This is a genomic window from Streptomyces sp. NPDC029956 (genome assembly GCF_055574655.1).
Map to the genome: position 1 here is coordinate 95,782 of NZ_JBVHZJ010000026.1, position 15,800 is coordinate 111,581.

14 protein-coding genes are annotated in these 15,800 nt (G+C 71.8%); 7 read left to right on the forward strand and 7 right to left on the reverse strand.

The features are described from left to right. Positions 1 to 18: 18 nt before the first annotated feature. Positions 19 to 864 carry a class I SAM-dependent methyltransferase gene (locus ACZ4XX_RS21680; protein ID WP_468509486.1) on the forward strand — a complete coding sequence of 282 codons (846 nt, stop codon included), beginning with the start codon at positions 19 to 21 and terminating at the stop codon, positions 862 to 864. A 181-nt stretch (positions 865 to 1,045) separates the two neighbouring features. Here ACZ4XX_RS21680 and ACZ4XX_RS21685 read toward each other — a convergent pair whose 3' ends face one another. Beyond that, complete coding sequence (locus ACZ4XX_RS21685) at positions 1,046 to 3,478, reverse strand: tetratricopeptide repeat protein (RefSeq protein ID WP_468509487.1); 2,433 nt, start codon at positions 3,476 to 3,478, stop codon at positions 1,046 to 1,048. Positions 3,479 to 3,865: 387 nt separating this feature from the next. Between ACZ4XX_RS21685 and ACZ4XX_RS21690 the strand changes: the two genes are divergently transcribed. Continuing rightward, a complete protein-coding gene (locus tag ACZ4XX_RS21690) occupies positions 3,866 to 4,252 on the forward strand; it encodes a hypothetical protein (RefSeq protein WP_468509488.1) in 387 nt (128 codons plus the stop codon). Between the two features lie 274 nt (positions 4,253 to 4,526). Here the strand turns inward: ACZ4XX_RS21690 and ACZ4XX_RS21695 are convergent, their stop codons facing one another. The 4 genes from ACZ4XX_RS21695 to ACZ4XX_RS21710 form a co-directional block, all read right to left on the reverse strand. Next, positions 4,527 to 6,563, reverse strand: coding sequence for a SpoIIE family protein phosphatase (locus ACZ4XX_RS21695; RefSeq protein ID WP_468509489.1), 2,037 nt, complete (start codon positions 6,561 to 6,563; stop codon positions 4,527 to 4,529). Between the two features lie 716 nt (positions 6,564 to 7,279). Beyond that, on the reverse strand, positions 7,280 to 7,561 hold the full coding sequence (locus tag ACZ4XX_RS21700) for a carboxylesterase family protein (RefSeq protein WP_468509490.1): 282 nt from the start codon (positions 7,559 to 7,561) through the stop codon (positions 7,280 to 7,282). A gap of 186 nt (positions 7,562 to 7,747) precedes the next feature. Then, positions 7,748 to 8,746 carry a 5'/3'-nucleotidase SurE gene (gene surE / locus ACZ4XX_RS21705; RefSeq protein WP_468509491.1) on the reverse strand — a complete coding sequence of 333 codons (999 nt, stop codon included), beginning with the start codon at positions 8,744 to 8,746 and terminating at the stop codon, positions 7,748 to 7,750. Positions 8,747 to 9,028: 282 nt separating this feature from the next. After that, a complete protein-coding gene (locus ACZ4XX_RS21710; RefSeq protein ID WP_468509492.1) occupies positions 9,029 to 10,360 on the reverse strand; it encodes an MFS transporter in 1,332 nt (443 codons plus the stop codon). A gap of 392 nt (positions 10,361 to 10,752) precedes the next feature. On the opposite strand from ACZ4XX_RS21710, the gene ACZ4XX_RS21715 reads away from it, so the two are divergent. From ACZ4XX_RS21715 to ACZ4XX_RS21735, 5 genes are all read left to right on the forward strand, one after another. Continuing rightward, positions 10,753 to 11,346, forward strand: a complete 594-nt coding sequence (locus ACZ4XX_RS21715; protein WP_468509493.1) for a carboxylesterase family protein — start codon at positions 10,753 to 10,755, stop codon at positions 11,344 to 11,346. A gap of 11 nt (positions 11,347 to 11,357) precedes the next feature. After that, entirely contained in the window at positions 11,358 to 11,531 is a 174-nt protein-coding gene (locus tag ACZ4XX_RS21720; RefSeq protein WP_468509494.1) for a hypothetical protein, read from the forward strand. A gap of 47 nt (positions 11,532 to 11,578) precedes the next feature. Continuing rightward, a complete protein-coding gene (locus ACZ4XX_RS21725) occupies positions 11,579 to 11,809 on the forward strand; it encodes a hypothetical protein (protein ID WP_468509495.1) in 231 nt (76 codons plus the stop codon). Positions 11,810 to 11,879: 70 nt separating this feature from the next. Continuing rightward, on the forward strand, positions 11,880 to 12,014 hold the full coding sequence (locus ACZ4XX_RS21730; protein ID WP_468509496.1) for a hypothetical protein: 135 nt from the start codon (positions 11,880 to 11,882) through the stop codon (positions 12,012 to 12,014). A gap of 120 nt (positions 12,015 to 12,134) precedes the next feature. Beyond that, complete coding sequence (locus tag ACZ4XX_RS21735) at positions 12,135 to 13,142, forward strand: LacI family DNA-binding transcriptional regulator (protein WP_468509497.1); 1,008 nt, start codon at positions 12,135 to 12,137, stop codon at positions 13,140 to 13,142. A 154-nt stretch (positions 13,143 to 13,296) separates the two neighbouring features. On the opposite strand, the gene ACZ4XX_RS21740 is transcribed toward ACZ4XX_RS21735, so the two are convergent. After that, on the reverse strand, positions 13,297 to 14,046 hold the full coding sequence (locus tag ACZ4XX_RS21740) for a phosphatase PAP2 family protein (RefSeq protein WP_468509498.1): 750 nt from the start codon (positions 14,044 to 14,046) through the stop codon (positions 13,297 to 13,299). Between the two features lie 285 nt (positions 14,047 to 14,331). After that, a complete protein-coding gene (locus ACZ4XX_RS21745) occupies positions 14,332 to 15,285 on the reverse strand; it encodes an alpha/beta hydrolase fold domain-containing protein (protein WP_468509499.1) in 954 nt (317 codons plus the stop codon). Positions 15,286 to 15,800 lie beyond the last annotated feature (515 nt).

Below are 15,800 nucleotides of genomic sequence, written 5' to 3' on the forward strand. Positions count from 1 at the left end.
GAGGACAAGAGGTGAGCTGTGCACGCGATCACCAACCGTCAGCAGGCAGAGGCGTGGAACGGCTGGGAGGGCGTCCACTGGGCCGAACACCCCGAGCGGTACGACGGGATGATGGGCTCGTTCAACGGCCCCCTGTTCGCCGCAGCGGACATCGCGGCTCAGGACCGGGTCCTCGACATCGGCTGCGGCACCGGCCAGACGACGCGCCTTGCAGGGCGACGGGCGTACGAAGGAAACGTCGTGGGCATCGACCTGTCCGGGCCGATGCTGGAACGCGCCCGCCGTGACACGGCCGCGAAAGGTCTCGGCAACGTCACCTTCGAGCAGGGCGACGCACAGGTGCACCCCTTCCCCGACCAAGGGTTTGACGTCCTCGTCAGCCGCGGCGGTGTCATGTTCTTCGCCGACCACGTCGCAGCCTTCACCCATCTCAGGAACGCGCTCGCTCCGGCCGGCCGCATCGCGTTCCTCGGCCCGCAGCCTGGGGGCCCGGACAGCGCGTACGCCCGTGCGACCGCCGCGCTCGCACCGTTCCTCCGCGAGGCATCCCCCGCTTCCCGGGGGATGGGGTCACTCCTCGACCCCGCGCGGATTCGCCACGTGCTTGCCGCCAGCGGGTTCACCGACATCAGCGTGGTCGCGTCCGAGGCGCCCATGACCCTGGGCGCGCATGCGGGCGACGCCGCGGACTTCATCTTGTCCATGGGCCCGACGCGCCACAACCTGCGCGAGGTCGCCCCGGCGACCGTCGACCGCATCCGCACTGAAGTACGTGACGCGCTCAGCGAGTTCGAGACCGCGGGCGGCGTCCGAGTCCCCGGGACGGCCTGGATCACGACGGCAACGCGAGAACGGTCGAGTTGAGGGACGCTCCGAGGCGCCGGTGTGGTGTTCAGCCTCGTAGGTCTCGTCCTTACGGAGCAGCACCTGTCAGAGGGGCGTTCGTGTTCGGCATGCGTCCGACGGATCGGGCTCGTTGCCGGCGCGCCGGGGATCGGTTGGACGACCGGCCGGGACAGCGACCGGCGCGCACCACGGGCAGGGCTCACGGCCACTCCCCGCTCGGCGTGGGCGTGATGGCGGCCAGGGCGGTGCGTGTGGCGCAGGTCTGGGGATGGTCTGCTCCCAAGGTCCGGGCGCGGCGGGCAAGGACCTGGGCCAGCTCCGCCGTCGCCTCAGCGGTCCGGCCGGACACCGCAAGGATCTCGGCGTGGGTGTGACGGGTGGCCAGGGTGTAGGAGTGGTCGTCACCGAGTACCTCTCGCTGCGCGGCGAGGACCAGACTCGTCTCCGACTCGGCCTCCTCGTCGTGGCCTTGGGCGAGGACGGCCCGGGCGAGCTCGTGGCGCGTGGCAAGGGTGTAGTAGTGGCGTTCGCCGAAGATCCTCCGCTGGTCGGAGAGGACGGCACGCAGTTCCCGCTCGGCGTCCGTGTACCGGCCTCGGGCGAGGAAGGCCAGGGCTAGGTTGTGGCGGGTGGTGGTCACCAGGGGGTGTTCCGGGCCGAGGACTCGCTGTCGGTCCCGGAGCACGGCCTCGAACTCCTCCGTCGCCCTCTCCGCGTCGCCCTGGGCCAGCAGTACCCGGGCACGATGGTGACGTGTGGTCAGTGTGGTGGGGTCGTCCGCGTGCTCGCCTGCGCCGTAGAGCACCGCGTCGAACTCGGCGAGCGACTCCGCGTATGCCCCTTGGGCGAAAAGCACCCGGGCCAGCCGGTGCCGGGTCCTGAGCGTGACGGGATGCCGCTCGCCGAGGAGTTCCACCCGCGCGTGGAGTACGCATTCGAATTCGGCCCGGGCCTCGGCGCGCCGGGCGAGGGAGTTCAGGACCGCACCGAGGTCGTGCCGGGCGGCCAGAGTCGCGGGGTGTCGCTCTCCGGATGTACGGCGGCGGACGTCCACCACCTCCCGTAGTCCCTCCTCGGCCTCCCGCAGGCGGCCCATCGTCCGCAGCGTCGTGGCTCGGGCGTGGGCGGCCGCCTGGACGACCAGGTGTTCGCGATCCCAGCGTCGATCCGCGGCGCCGCGGATGAACTCGATGTCCGCGTGGGCCTGCTGGAACAGACCGCTGTCGCGGTGGTGCACGGCCGCGCCGAGCGCGGCTGTGAGGGCGGGCTCGACGACGGCGTCGTCGGCGTTCGTGTCCACGGCGTGCCGGGCCAGATGGAGGGCATGCGCCGCGAGCACGTTCCAGTCCGGCTGCCGCCGTGCCTCAGGGGGGTCGGATGCGCGGTCGGCTCCGGCCGCGTGGCTCAGGAGCCGGATGGCGAGCGGGAGCAGGGAGCGGTCGGCGTTGAAGCTGCGGATCAGTGGGTGGAGGTACAGCAGGTGCGGGGCATCGTCCTCGGGCACGGGCAGGTCGAGGAGTCCCAAGTCGGCCATGGACCGCAGATGGGTCCAGATGCCGGGACCGTCGAGGCCTGCGAAGCCTTCCTCGGCGGCGAGCGTCTGCGAGTGCAGCAGGAGGACGTACGGTACGGGGGCGTCCGCGAAAACGGAGATCAGTCCGAGCAGGCTGCGGGCCCGAGGCAGGCCGCGTCGGTCCAACAGGTCGAGGGAGAGGTCCCAGGTACTCGCGATCGACCCGTCGGGGTCGAGCAGTTCGGGCCTGGCGTCCAGGGTCTCCCCGTACGCCGAGAACGCGGTGGGCACCGTCGCGTCGCGGAAGGCTTCGGGAACGGCCGTCGCTTCCGCGAGGTACCGTCCCGCGGTGCGCAGGGCCAGAGGGAGCCCGCCGAGCCTCCGCGCCAGTCCGGCGGCGGCCGCCGGCCCTCCCGCGCGGGGGCCCGCGTGGTCCAGCAACACCCGGGCCGCGTCGTCTTCCCCCAGGACGCCGAGACGGTGCGGGGTCGCCGCCGTGCCCCAGGTGCTCACGGCGGCGTCGCGGCTGGTGACGATGACGTGCCCGTACGGGGCGAGATGGGGCCGGACCCATCCCGTACCGGCCACCAATCGGCCGCAACCGTCCAGTACGGCAGGGTCGTCGGCATTGTCCACGACGAGCAGCCAGGGTTGCCCGAGGTGCGTCAGCCGGTCCCAGAGGCCGTCGGCCGGATCACCGGTGCCGTGGTCGAGGGAGGCGCCCAGGCGCCTGGCGACGGCAAGGAGCCCGGCCTCCAGGGAGGACCTGTGCCTGGCATCGACCCACCAGCGGCGGAACGGGACCTGGTGGGCCACTTCGAGGGCGAGGGCGGTCTTCCCGCACCCTCCGGGCCCGCACAGGACATGGACAGTGCCGTCCGAAGGCCCGGAGAGCAGCCGGGTCAGGCGGTCGAGTTCCTCCCGCCGACCGCGCAGGGGACGTGCTGGGTCCCGCAGCCCGAACGGAGGCGCGGTGCTCACCACGAGGCCTGATGTCGGGACCGGGTCGCCGGGGATGTCGAAGTGGACGTGGACATCGCCGCCGGCCTGAACCACCGGCATGCGGAACGCGCCGCCGGAAATGCGGTTCTCGCGCTCCGCCGATCCGTCCGACCTCATGCCGCGCCCCCGATCCCGCGCCCTTCCCGCTCCCGCGTTTTCGCTCGGTCGCGCGCTCTTCCCTCGGTTCCAGGCCCTTCCCCCCTGTTCCCGCGCCCTCCCTTGGTCCGACCGGCTGAAGGAAGTAGACACCCTGTGGTCCGCCCCGTCGAGAAGATTGCCTCAGCCGCAGTGGCCGCGGTCTTCTGACGCACGGCGCCCCAGACGCGGCGCGCTCCGGCGGGTACGCGCTCCGGTGCGGACGCGCTCCGGTGCGGACGCGCTCCGGTGCGGACGCGCTCCGGTGCGGACGCCGGATCTTCTCGACGATGCGCCACCGGATCTCCGAGCCTTGCTCTACCGTCGATGTGCACGCCAGATCGCCTGACCCATCGGAGGAAAGCATCCGTGGAAACCATCGCGCCCGAGTTGCTGATGGCCCTCGCGGGAGGAACGGCAGGCGCTGCCGGACAACACCTCTGGACCTCGTTGCGGGACCTGGTGAGACGCCGTTCGTCAGGACAGGAACCGCACGGCGAGGGCGAGCTGACCGTCCTCGAAGAGCAGCCGGACGACACCACGCGGGCGCGGGAACTGTCCCGGACGCTTACGCTCCGCGCCAGTCAGGATCCGGCATTCGCCCAGGCGCTACAGGCCTGGCGCCAGGAGGTCGAGGCCCTGCCCACCCTCCGGACGGGCTCAGGCGATGTACGCAACGAGATCTCCGGGGGAACCTTCCACGGCCAGGTCGTACAGGCAAGGGACATCAATGGGCCGCTGACCTTCGGCGGGTAGGTTCGACTGCGTTCTCGACCGGCGCTCCCTCGAACGCGACCTGACGATCTCGACGGAACACCCCTCAGGCGGCTGCGTCCAGCCGACGTGGGGCATCCACGACCGTCCCCCGGTCCGAGGAGTGGCACTTCGAGACCACGACGGTCGACGCGGGCGCGAACCTGGAGTCGGCACCCTCGCTGCGCAACGTGCCTGCCAGGCATGGCCTGTCGGGAGGGGCCCGGGGGGGGGAGGGGACGGTTCGCATCGGTCCCTGAGTTCGGCTCGTGGTGGCTCAGATCTCCGCCCACACCGTCTTACCGTCGTCTGCGTAGCGCACGCCCCAGTTCTTCGCGACGGTGGCGCAGATGAGGAGTCCGCGGCCGCCTTCGTCGACCGCTCTGGCGTGCCGGAGATACGGGGCGGCCAGGCCGGCGTCGCTGACCTCGCAGATGAGCCCCGCTGAATCCGCCGAGTCCGCGATGAGTCGGAGCGTGATCGGGGCCTCGCCGTAGCGGATCGCGTTCGTGACGAGTTCGCTGGCGACGAGCGTCGCCGTGAAGGGGTCCGTAGGATGTCTCCACTGCCTGAGGCACGACGCGACGTGACTCCGGGCAGTGGCGACGGCCGAGAAGTCGAAGGGAACCTCCCACTGGGCCAGTTCGCTCTGCGGCAAGTGGCGCGTGCGGGCGACCAGCAGGACTCGATCGGGGGCCAGGAGTCGGTCCACGTCGTCCGCCATCGCCTCCGGGGTGCGTACAGGGTGGACAAGGGCGTTGACGACGGCCGCCGTCGGCGGGCCGTCGGCGACGGACGCCGCCGCAGAAGCCATGCAGAGGACGCTTCCCTCGGGCAGGTAGTGCGAGGAGCAGGCGAAGGGCGGTCCGTCGGCCCCGAGCAGGGGGCCGTCGTCGACCGGCTTCGTGTCGACCGTTCCGTCGGGGCGGACGACGACGAACAACGAACGGCCGGCGCGTGCGATGTCGAGCCGCCCCCCGACCGGGTCGTGGACGGCGATCGTGCAGCTCGCGGTCGGGACGCCAGAATCGGACGGATCATCCTGTTCGGCTGCGAGCCGGAGGGTGGTGGCGTGGAGCCGGGCGAGCAGTTCGTGCGGGTCGAGATCAAGGGTCGCCAGACTGTTGACGGCGGTGCGCAGCCTGCTCATGGTGGCGACGGTGCTCAGCCTCGCTTGCTCGACCTGGCCCACGACGAGTGCCACGCGGGCCCCCGGAAGCGGGATGACGTCGAACCAGGAGCCGGCACCGCGACCGCCGGACCGGTGCCGTTGGGCGACTTCGACGGCCCTCTGCGTGACCTGCTCCTGGCGCAGCGGCCAGCTCTGCAGCGCCGTCATCACGATGTGCTCGCGGGTGAACCGCAGGGCGTTCTCCAGGCAGGTCACCGTCCGGGCGGCCATGCCGTCGACGAGATCGAGGTCTTCGGCCGCGTACGGATCGGCCCCCGCCACACGGTGGAAGGCGACGGCGCCGAAGACCTGCCCGCGTATGGTCAACGGCGCCGCGACCCCGGTACCGGCGACTCGTCCGTCATTACCTGATGTGAGCAGGAAGGCCTTTGCCGACAGGTCGTATCCGAAGACGCCCGGCAGCAGGATGGCTCCCGCTTCCGGAACGGGCATGTTCCCGCCCGCTCTTCCGGCCGCCGCACAGCGCAGCAGCGGAAACTCGTCCTGTGCCTGCAGGCCGGGTTCCCTGCCTTGCAGTACGGCGTCGGTGAGGGCGACGACGGCCCAGTCGGCGAAGTTGGGCACCGTCACCTCGACGAGTTCCCGGGCCGTACGCTCCACATCGAGGCTGGAACCGATCCGTTCGCGGGCAGTGTGCAGCAGTCGAAGCCGGGCCTGTGCGCGTTCGCGTTCGGTCACGTCCGTGCTCGTGACGACCAGGCCGAGTACATGTCCCGCGTGATGCTGGAGTCGGTGCACGGAGACCGAGAAGACCCGCCTGCTCCGCGGATCGGCAGGAGGACGGCTCGCGACGAGTCTTTCGATCACCGGGCGTCCCGTGGCGAGGACCCTGCGCAGCACACTCTCGTCGACGCGAACCCCGGCAGGGGCATACGCCTCCGCCGCCGACAGCCCGACCAGGCGCTCCGCCCGGAGGCCGAGCGGGCCGATGGTGACGGCGTTCACGCGGACGATGCGCAGATGCGTGTCCAGGACGTGGAGTCCCACGTCGGACTGCGCGAAGACCGCATCGAGGATGGCCTCGTCCCACACACCCCGGCGGCTGTACGCCGCATCGGTGGCGTCGGGTTCCGGTCCCCCACGGCGTCCAGGCCCGAAGCCGCCGTCCTGTTCGCGAGGCACTTCAGGGTGTCCGTTCACCCGTCCCTCCCACCCCTCACAGCGTGCGGACACATGGACCTGGCCGGACCGTCTCCGACCGCCGGATCCCTCGGGGCTCGTCGCCTGGGCCGGCCGACTCGGCCGGCGCGCTCTTCCCGGTGTCGGCCTGGGATGCGTGGGCCATGCGTGTTCCTCTCCGAGGTGCGGCCGCGCCGGGCGACTCGGCGCGGCCCTGATCCCGAGCCTCGCGCAGGGCGGGCGCGTTCAGCGAGGCGAATGGGGCCGTTCGAGTGAGATCGAGTGGATCGGAGGTCCTTCGTACAGTCGTCTACTGCGACGGGGCCGGTGAGGAGCAGGCCGCCCAGCGTGATGGTCGATACGCCGACCGTGGCCTGAAGGCCCCCCTTGTCGAGGCCGGAGCCCATCCAGGCCGGCGTGGCCCGCCGGCGTTCGAGGGCGCTGAGGACGGCTGCGGCCTCGGTGCCGGGCGAGTGGAGGTTCCGGCCGCAGTCGGTGGGGATCGCGGACGGCGGCCCGTCCGCCCGGCAGACCCGGGTGGCACTCTGGACTGCCGGGCGTCAGGGGCATCGTCCGCAGGTGCGGCCTGCGGCATCCCCTACAGCGGCTGCCCGCTCGGCCGGGTCCGCCAGAAGCAGACCGACGCCCAAGGCCGGTCCCGAGGCCGGCAGTGTGCGCGCCGCGGCGACCAGCGCGCCGACCGGGGCAGCACGCAGGCATCACCGGCAGCCGGGCTCCCGCACCGGCCCCTTCGGGCCGGTACACGTCCAGCAGAGACAGTCCTTGCTGACGGCCCCGGGGTCGGCGAGGCCGAACGGCGAGAACTGCACACAGACAGGCGCCTGGCGGTCCTCCTCCCGCACACCGCGCCAGCGGTGCGGCGCACGGGGCGCCCGCAGCCGGGCCTCCCCGACCGGGGGCGCGGCGTAGGGGACGCCGAGGAACTCCTGCGCGCCGTCGTGCTGCTGTCCGTGCAGCTTGCCCTGCGCCACGGTGATCACGGGGCGCGGTCCCTCGTCCGACGCCGCGGCCGGGGTGATGGGCGCCGCTGTGATCGGCGCCGCTGATGCGAACGGTGCTACCAGATCAAGGGACCTACCGAGCGGGGTCTTGCCGAAGTGGATCGCGTTACGGGCCGCTTCATCCGTCCTCCTCCTGAGTTGGCTGGTGTGGAGCGGAGCGGTGAGTCAGGGACGCAGACCGGCGATCAGGGCAGCGGTGGTGGCGTGGTCGGCGAGGCCGGTGTTCCAGTCGGCACTCATCGGACTGACGGCGATCCGGCCGGCGCTGACTGCCTCCAGGTCACCGCCCCTCGCCGGCGAGCGCAGGTCCACCCTCACCTCGACCTTCCAGGTGCCGTCCCCGGCATCGGTGAAGTCCTGTTCGAGAATCGTCTGCGCATCCTGGAAGGTGGTGGACATGCCCGCGGCAGTGCCCCTGCCGTCGGTGCCGACGACGGGATGGTTCACGTTCAGGCCGACGCCCTTGGGCAGCAGCGGCCCCGACGTGGCCCGTACACGCAGCCGGTCGATGAGCTTGACGGCGAAGTCGAGTGTCGGACCCATCGCGTTGACGGTGGTGACCGGGTCGGGCACGGACAGACCGCCCGTACTCAGCGCGATGGCAGGTACACCCGACTCCAGCGCGGTGACGGCGCCGCCGACCGTACCGGAGTGGGTGGCGAGCCCGGCGACGTTCGGCCCGAAGTTGGTTCCGGACACCACCAGGTCGGGGGCTTCGCCCTCGAAAACCTCGGAGAGACCGAAGGTCACCGAGTCCCCCGGGCTGCCGTCGACGGCCCATACCTTCGGCTCGGGGTGCCTCACCGTGATCGTGGGGGCGTTCGACATCTTCGTACCCGCACCGCTCTGGTTGGTGAGCGGGGCGACGATGGTGACGTCGTGTCCGGCGGCGGTGAGCCGCTCGAACGCCTTGCGGATGCCGGGCGCGTTGTAGCCGTCGTCGTTGGTGAGCAGGATCCGCAGTGGGGCGGCGTGCCGCGGCGCGGGCGCCGAAGCGACCTGCGGCGAGGCGACGGCGGGTGCGGTACCGGCGACGGGTGCGACGGGTGCGAGGGCGGGTGCGGTACCCGTGACGGGTGCGACGGCGACGGCAGGTGCGGTACCGGCGATGGTCGCCGTGCACAGGATCAGCATGGCCGGCGGCAGAACTCGCTTGCGTCTCATAGGAGGCTCCTTGGGAGGGGAGAGGGGCGGGGAGGGTGCCGGTGGGCGGTGTGTGGGTGGTGGGGCTGGTGGAGTTCGTGGATCTGTTGGGGTTGGCGGGGTTGGCGGCCTGTCGGGGTGCTGAGCGTGGCGTCAACCGGCGGGCACGTGACCCTCGGCATGCGCCCGCCGGAGCACGGGCGGCCGGGCCGCGTCGGCTCGGGCAGCAGTGGGCTCGGGCTGCGGCGGGCCCGGTGGGCTGTCGGCGCGGGTTGCGGCTGCCCCGACGCCGACCGACCGCGATCAGCGCACCCCGCGGATCGGGAGGATGGCGAGCGCGCCGATCAGCGACAGGGCGCCGCCGGCCAGGAAGAGCGGGGTGTACCCGTCCAGGCCGGTGACGATGGCGGAGGCGACGAACGGGGCGATGATCTGCGGCCCGGCGTTCGCCACGTTGAGGACGCCCATGTCGCGGGCCGCGTCCTCCGCCCGGGGCAGGACCAGGGTGACGAGCGCGGTGTCGACGGCCATGAAGCAGCCGAAGGCGAGGCCGTTGAGGGCGCTGAACACGAGCATGCCTGTCCAGGTCGGGCTGACGACGGGCACCACCATGACCAGCCCGGCCAGCGCGGCAGACACGCCGACGAACACCTTGCGGCGGTTCCAGCGGTCGGACAGCAGCCCGCCGACGACGGTGGACAGCGCCACGGCGACCATCGACACCGGCGTGAGGATCGCCATCGCCGCGGGCGGGTTCAGCCCGGCGGGCAGCGCGATGTGGTCGCCCAGGATGTACAGCTGGTAGCCGACGACGGAGAAGTAACCCAGGACCATCAGAGCGCGGCCGATGAAGGCCCAGCGGAAGTCGTGGTTCGCCAACGCGGACAGGAACGCGGCGAGTTGGGAACCTTTAGGGCCCTTCGACCCCGTCGGCCCCTTCGACCCCGTCGGCCCCTTCGACTCCTTCGACTCCTTCGCCAAGGCTTCGGTGCGGGGAGTGTCGCGACAGAACACGGAGAGGAGCAGCGCGGCGACGGCAACGATCGCACCGAAGACCAGGTAGCCGGTACGCAGTTGGGTCGAGGTCTGTGAGGCGATGAGGACGCCGACGGTGCCGCCGATCGGCATGCCGAGGCCCACCAGCGCCGATGCCGTCCCGCGACGGGCGGCGGGGACGCGGTCGGGGACGATCGCGGTGACCGCCGCCTGGTAGGTGTTCATCGTCGCCTGGACGAGGCACCAGCCGATGCCGACGAGCAGCGCGGTGGAGACGCTGCCGAGGAAGGCCAGGGCGAGCAGCGCGCCGATGGCACCGCCGAGGATCCACGGGTTGCGGCGGCCGCTGCGGTCGGAGAGGGCGCCCGCGATCGGGTTGAAGGCCGTTGCGAAGACGGCGCTGACACCTCCGATCAGGCCCAGGACGGCGACCTTGTCGTCGGGTGCGATCGCGGCGACCTGGGTGGGCAGAAGGACGGAGCCGACTCCCATGTACACCGCCATCATGGCGGAGTTGGCGACCAGTAGCAGAGGCATGAGCCCGCGTTGGCGCGGAGCTTCCGGTTCCGAGGTGGTGGCAGCGGTACCGGTGCCGGCGGAGGGCGGATCGATCGGATCGGTGAGCTCGTTCGTGGCCATGACGACTCCTGGGAGGACGGAGCGGGGAGATGGGCGTGTTCCGGAACCGGGCGGGGCGGGGTGGGGTACGGGAGGGCGAGGGTGAGGCCCTTTCCCGGGTGCGCGGGTGGCGGCAGGCCGCGTGACGGAGCCGCCGCCTGAGCGGCCGAACGGGTCGGCGGTGTCACCGAAACCGAAAGCCGTCGCCATCCGCTGCGGCCGATACGACTTCGTTACACGTGTCACCCGCAGCGCTTGAACACTGTGTAGCACCCATTTCAGGACTCGGCTAGAGCCTGTGCGGGGTCACTACGCAGATCGTGACCGAGGGGGTATCCGCACGTCGTGCACGTGTAACCAACTGCTCGCCGCTACTGACCAGGGCGAATGCGCCTCGAATCCCTCTTGCCCTTGTGGCGGCGGTCACGCATCCGCAGCACTCCGCGCCCGAGCCGGAGAAGCGTCTGAGTTCTTGGGTCCTCCCGGCGGCTGGAGAGACGTTCGCCCGGGACGGCGACGTCGTGATGATGAGCGTCAACTACCGCATCGGGGAACTCGGTTATCTGTACGCCGGACCCGAGGAGGGCAACACCGAGGGCGCGGGCAATCCCCGGCTCAGCGACCAGCCGGCCGCCCTCCGGTGGATCGCGGCACACATCGCCTCCTTCGGCGGCGACCCGGGGAACGTCACCGTCGCCGGCCAGTCGGGCGGCGCCCTCTCGACGGCCGCCTGGCCGGGCTCCCCGAGACCCAGGGACCCATCAAGGCGCGTGATCCTGCAGAGCCCGCCCCTCGGCCTCGGTCTCCCCGGCCTGGACACATACGCGGACCGCACCGCCTCCTTCCTGGAACTGGCCGGCGTCAAGACCGTCGCGGAGCTGCGCGAACTGCCCTGGCGCGCGCTGATGCGTGCTGATGCGTGCGACCGGCCGACTCTTCGCCCGTACGACACGGTGGGGCTGCTGGCCGACGCCCTTCCTGCCCGTCATCGACGGGGGTCACCCTGACCCGCCACCCGGTGGGCGCCCTGCCGCACGGAGCCGCGACCGGTGTCGACGTGATGATCGGCTGGACCCGCGAGGAGGCCGACTTCGGCTTCGCCCTCGACCCGGGGTACGCCGCCGCAGACCGGGAGCAGGCGGCCTCCCGGATCGCCGAGACCTTCGAGGCCGACGCGGCACGCGGGGTGTAGGCGGCGTACGAGCGGGCCCGGACCGGCGGCGCCCCGTCGACGTCCTGATGGACCTGATCACGGACGAGCCCTTCCGCGTACCCGCCGTACGACTCGCCGAGGCCAGGGCAGAGTCCGGGCGGCCCGTCCGGGCCTACCAGTCCGATCTCGCCACGCCCGCGCACGACGGCCACCTCGGCGCCGCCCACTGCCTCGAACCCCCCTTCGCCTTCGCCAACTTCGACCAGTTGGCACGCACACGCCGTTCGTGGCCGCGCACTCGCCCCCGCCGTCCGTGACGGCCTGGCGCGGACCACGCACCGGGCGTGAATCGCCTTCGCCCGCACGGCCGACCCCCACCATGCGGCGATGCCGGCATGGGCTCCGTACGACAGGGAGCGTCGCACCACGATGCGCTTCGGCACGGCGGTGACCGCCGTCGGGGACCTCGCCGGCAACTCGCGCCGCCTGCACGGAACGGGGGCACAGGACCGGAGATCGTGACCGACGGGTCGCGCGCATGCGACGTGCGACCCACACGCCCGTAACTTAACTCGTGTAACCTCGACGGGAAGGCAGGCAGGACCACAGACACGAACCTCGCAAGGAGCGTCACGGGACGTCATGGCAGAAGAAACCCCCGTCCGCGCCTCGATCACGAGCGCCGATGTGGCACGCCTCGCCGGCGTGTCACGAGCCACCGTCTCCTTCGTTCTCAACGACACCCCGGGCCACCGCGTCAGCGAGAGCACGCGCGCCCGCGTCCTCGACGCGGCCGACCGGCTCGGATACGTCCCGCACGCCGCCGCCCGGTCCCTGCGTGCCGGGCGCAGCAATCTCGTCCTGATGCCCGCGTCGATCTCCGCGATCGGCCGGCTCGTCAGCGACTGGGTCGACGACCTCCACAGCGAACTGGATCGTCACGGCTACACGGCAGTCCTCCACGCGGGTCGTTTCAGCGACCCCGTCGACGCCGCCCGGGCCTGGGCCGAGCTGCGCCCTGCGGCGGTCGTCGCCCTCGACGGCGACCGACTCACGGGGCAGGCCGCCGAGTTGCTGCGTCGCGCCGGGGTGCGCGGTGTACTCGCCTTCGCGTCCCACCCCGTGCCCGGCGTCCACACCATCGGCTTCGACCACGCCCACATCGGCGCCACGGCCGCCGAGCACCTGATCGCCCGCGGCCGAACCCGGATCGGCGTCGTCGTGCCCCAGGAGCGCGGCCTCGGCGCACTCGCCCAGCCGCGCCTCGCGGGAGCCGAATCGGTGGCCGCCCGGCACATGGCCACCGTCGCCCCTCTGGAGCTCGCGTACACCCGGGAGTCGGCGACCGCGCTCGCCCGGCGCTGGGCGAGCCTGGACCTCGACGCCGTCTTCGCCTACAACGACGAGTACGCCTCCCTGCTCCTGCACGCACTCCTGGCCGAAGGGATCTCCGTACCGGACGAGGTGGCGATCGTCGGCTCCGACGACCTCGTCCTCTCCGCGCTCCAGCAGCCCGCGCTCACCACGGTCCGCCTGGACCTCGCCTCGCCGGCGCAGATCGCGGACGCACTGCACGAGCTGATCGAGACCGGTTCGACCGCACCCCTCCCCGCCATAGAGGCCGTTCTCGTCCATCGCCAGACGTCCTGAGCTTTCGCATCCGCACGCGGTACGAACCCCCGACGGCGCCCGACCAACGGATCCCGACGGCATCCGACGGCACCCGGGCCCGCGCGGAGCCAGCGGCGCCGTGGACGTGCGCGCGCTCGAGGAGGCTGCTGCTACGAACCCGCGGGGCGGCATCCTATGCCGCTACGGCCGCCCCCCGGCGGTCGCGAGCGGCTTCCCTGGAGAGCGCCGGAGCACAGAGCCACCACGCCAGCAGGCCCGCGCCCGCACCGGCAGCCGCACCGGCAGCCGTGTCGGTGAGCCAGTGTGCGTGAAGCCATGTACGGCTCCACATCATGGCCAGCGTGAACACCACTCCCCCGAGCCACCATGCCCGCCGCCGCGCGGCCGGGACCAGCAGCACCCCCACGAGGACGACGAGCAGCGCCGCCCCCGCCGCGTGCCCGGACGGGAACGAGCCGTGGTCGACCCGGACCAGCGGGTTCGCCGGTCGTGGCCGGTCCACGAGGTGCTTGAGCCCCTGGACGACGATCAGATTGCCTGCGAGATACACACCGAGCAGGAAGCCGGCGGAGACCCAGCGCCCGCGGAGAAGCAGGAAGAGCAGCAGGGCGAGCGGTACGACGACGCCCAGCGGACCGCCGAACCAGTTCAGGACCTCGGCGAGAACGGCGTACGGGCCGCCGTGCGGGCCGCCCATCCAGGCCAGCCACTGATCGTCCAGATCCTGGAACGGCGGGTTCGCCGGGTCGGGCCGGACGACGAAGGCGGGCAGCGTGGCGACGCCGAGCAGCAGGAGCCCCGCCGCGAGGACACCGGGCCGACGCGCCGACCCCGCCTCGGGCGGGCTGTCCGTGCTGGACGGCGTCTCGGTGAGCGGCGGTCTCTCGGGGTGCGGGGAAGGAATGACCGGAGGGGTGGACATGAGTGCCTCTCGCGAACCGCGGAGATGGCCGCGGCCCTTCAGAGTGGTCGGCGTATCCGCAGGGCCTGCCCGTGGGGAACGGACCCGCTTCGACGACGGCAGCGGAAAGGGGAAGGGAACAGGAAACAGGTAAGGAGCGGAGCGAAAGGGGAAGGGAAGGGAAGGGAAGGGAAGCGCAGGCAGGAGGGGCGGATGGTGGCGCGCCGGCTCGGGAGCCTTCCGGCCCTCGAGCCCTACCGCCCACCGCCCACCACGCACCCCCACCTGCCCGCCCGTCCGCGCGCCTCAGTCCTTCGCGTCCAGGTGGTGGGCCAGGAATGCGACGCTTTCGGCGACGATCCCGGCGATGTCCGTGGAGCCGAGGAAGATGTGGTCGGCGCCGTCGACGGGTCGCAAGGTCACGTCGCCGCCCGCCCCCATGAGCGCCTCGGCGAGCACCTCGCTCTGGCTGTACGGGACCAGACCGTCCCGCGTGCCGTGGATCAGCAGGAACGGCGGCGGCGCCGAATCCGCCGCGTACGTCACCGGGCTCGCGGCCCGGGCCAGTTCCGCGCGCTCCGACTCGGCCCCGCCGAGCAGGGCGTCGTACGGGTCGGGAAAGTCTCCGCCCGAGGGCATCCCCGGCAGGGGGTGGCCGGCCAGGGCGGCGAGGTCGGAGACCCCGTACCAGTCGACGACCGCCCGGACACCCGTGTCCCCGGCGCCCACCCCGTGCGCGCCCTCCAGCGCCTCGGCGTCGGCATTGTCCGGACCGACCAGCCCGGCGAGGGCGGCCAGATGGCCGCCCGCCGACTCACCCCAGACGGCGATCCGGCCCGGGTCGATGTCGAGGTCTGCGGCGAACCGCCGGACGTAGCGGATGGCGGCCTTCACGTCGTGCAGCTGGGCCGGGAAGGGAGCTTCGAGGCTGTGCCGGTAGTCGATGGAGACGAGCGCGAGCCCGGCGGCCAGGACCGATCCGTGCAGCAGTGTGACCGGCACGGTCGGCGGCGGGTAGCGGCGGTCGCCGTCCAGCCATCCTCCGCCGTGGATCCAGACGACCGCGGGGAACGGCCCTTCGCCTGCGGGGACTTGGGCATCGAAGAGCCGGGGGCGGTAGCCGGGCGTGGTGGCGTACGTGACCCCGTGGAAGTGGCGCACCCCGTGCTCGTCCGTCACGGGCGGCACCGGGGGCTGATACGGCGGGGGCGGCCAGGTCATGTCGGCCAGGTCGAGCTCGGCCGGGTGGGATTGCGTCATTACGGCCCTTCTACCAGTCCCGGAGCTCGGCGCGCTTTGTCCGAAATGCTTGCACCTGACACCCGGGGAACGGAAACGCGTTACACGTGTAAGCGCGACTTTAGCGAGGCGTCTCCGTGAACGACAAGCCCGAAGGCTGTCCGATTCCCGAGTCAGTTACACGAGTTATCTACGACCGCGTTGCGTATCCCTCTGGAAGCACGTCATGCTCACCGCCACCGCTCGTCCCGCATCCTGCGTTCCGGCCACCGACCGCCTTCCGGCCGCCGTCCCGGACCGCACCCCGAATCGCTCTGCGGACCGCACCCCGAGCCACGCTGGTGGACCACGCCCAGAGTCATGCTTCACACCGCGCCCCGATTCGCGCCGCAGACCACGTCCCGAGTCGCAACCAGGACCGCACCCAGGCCGCCACTCCCCCCTAGTCTTCTGAGTCAGGAATTCTGTTCAGATAAGAGGCGAGGCGTTCCAGGATCTCGTCTGCGGTCTTGGTCCAGACGTAGGGCTTTGGATCG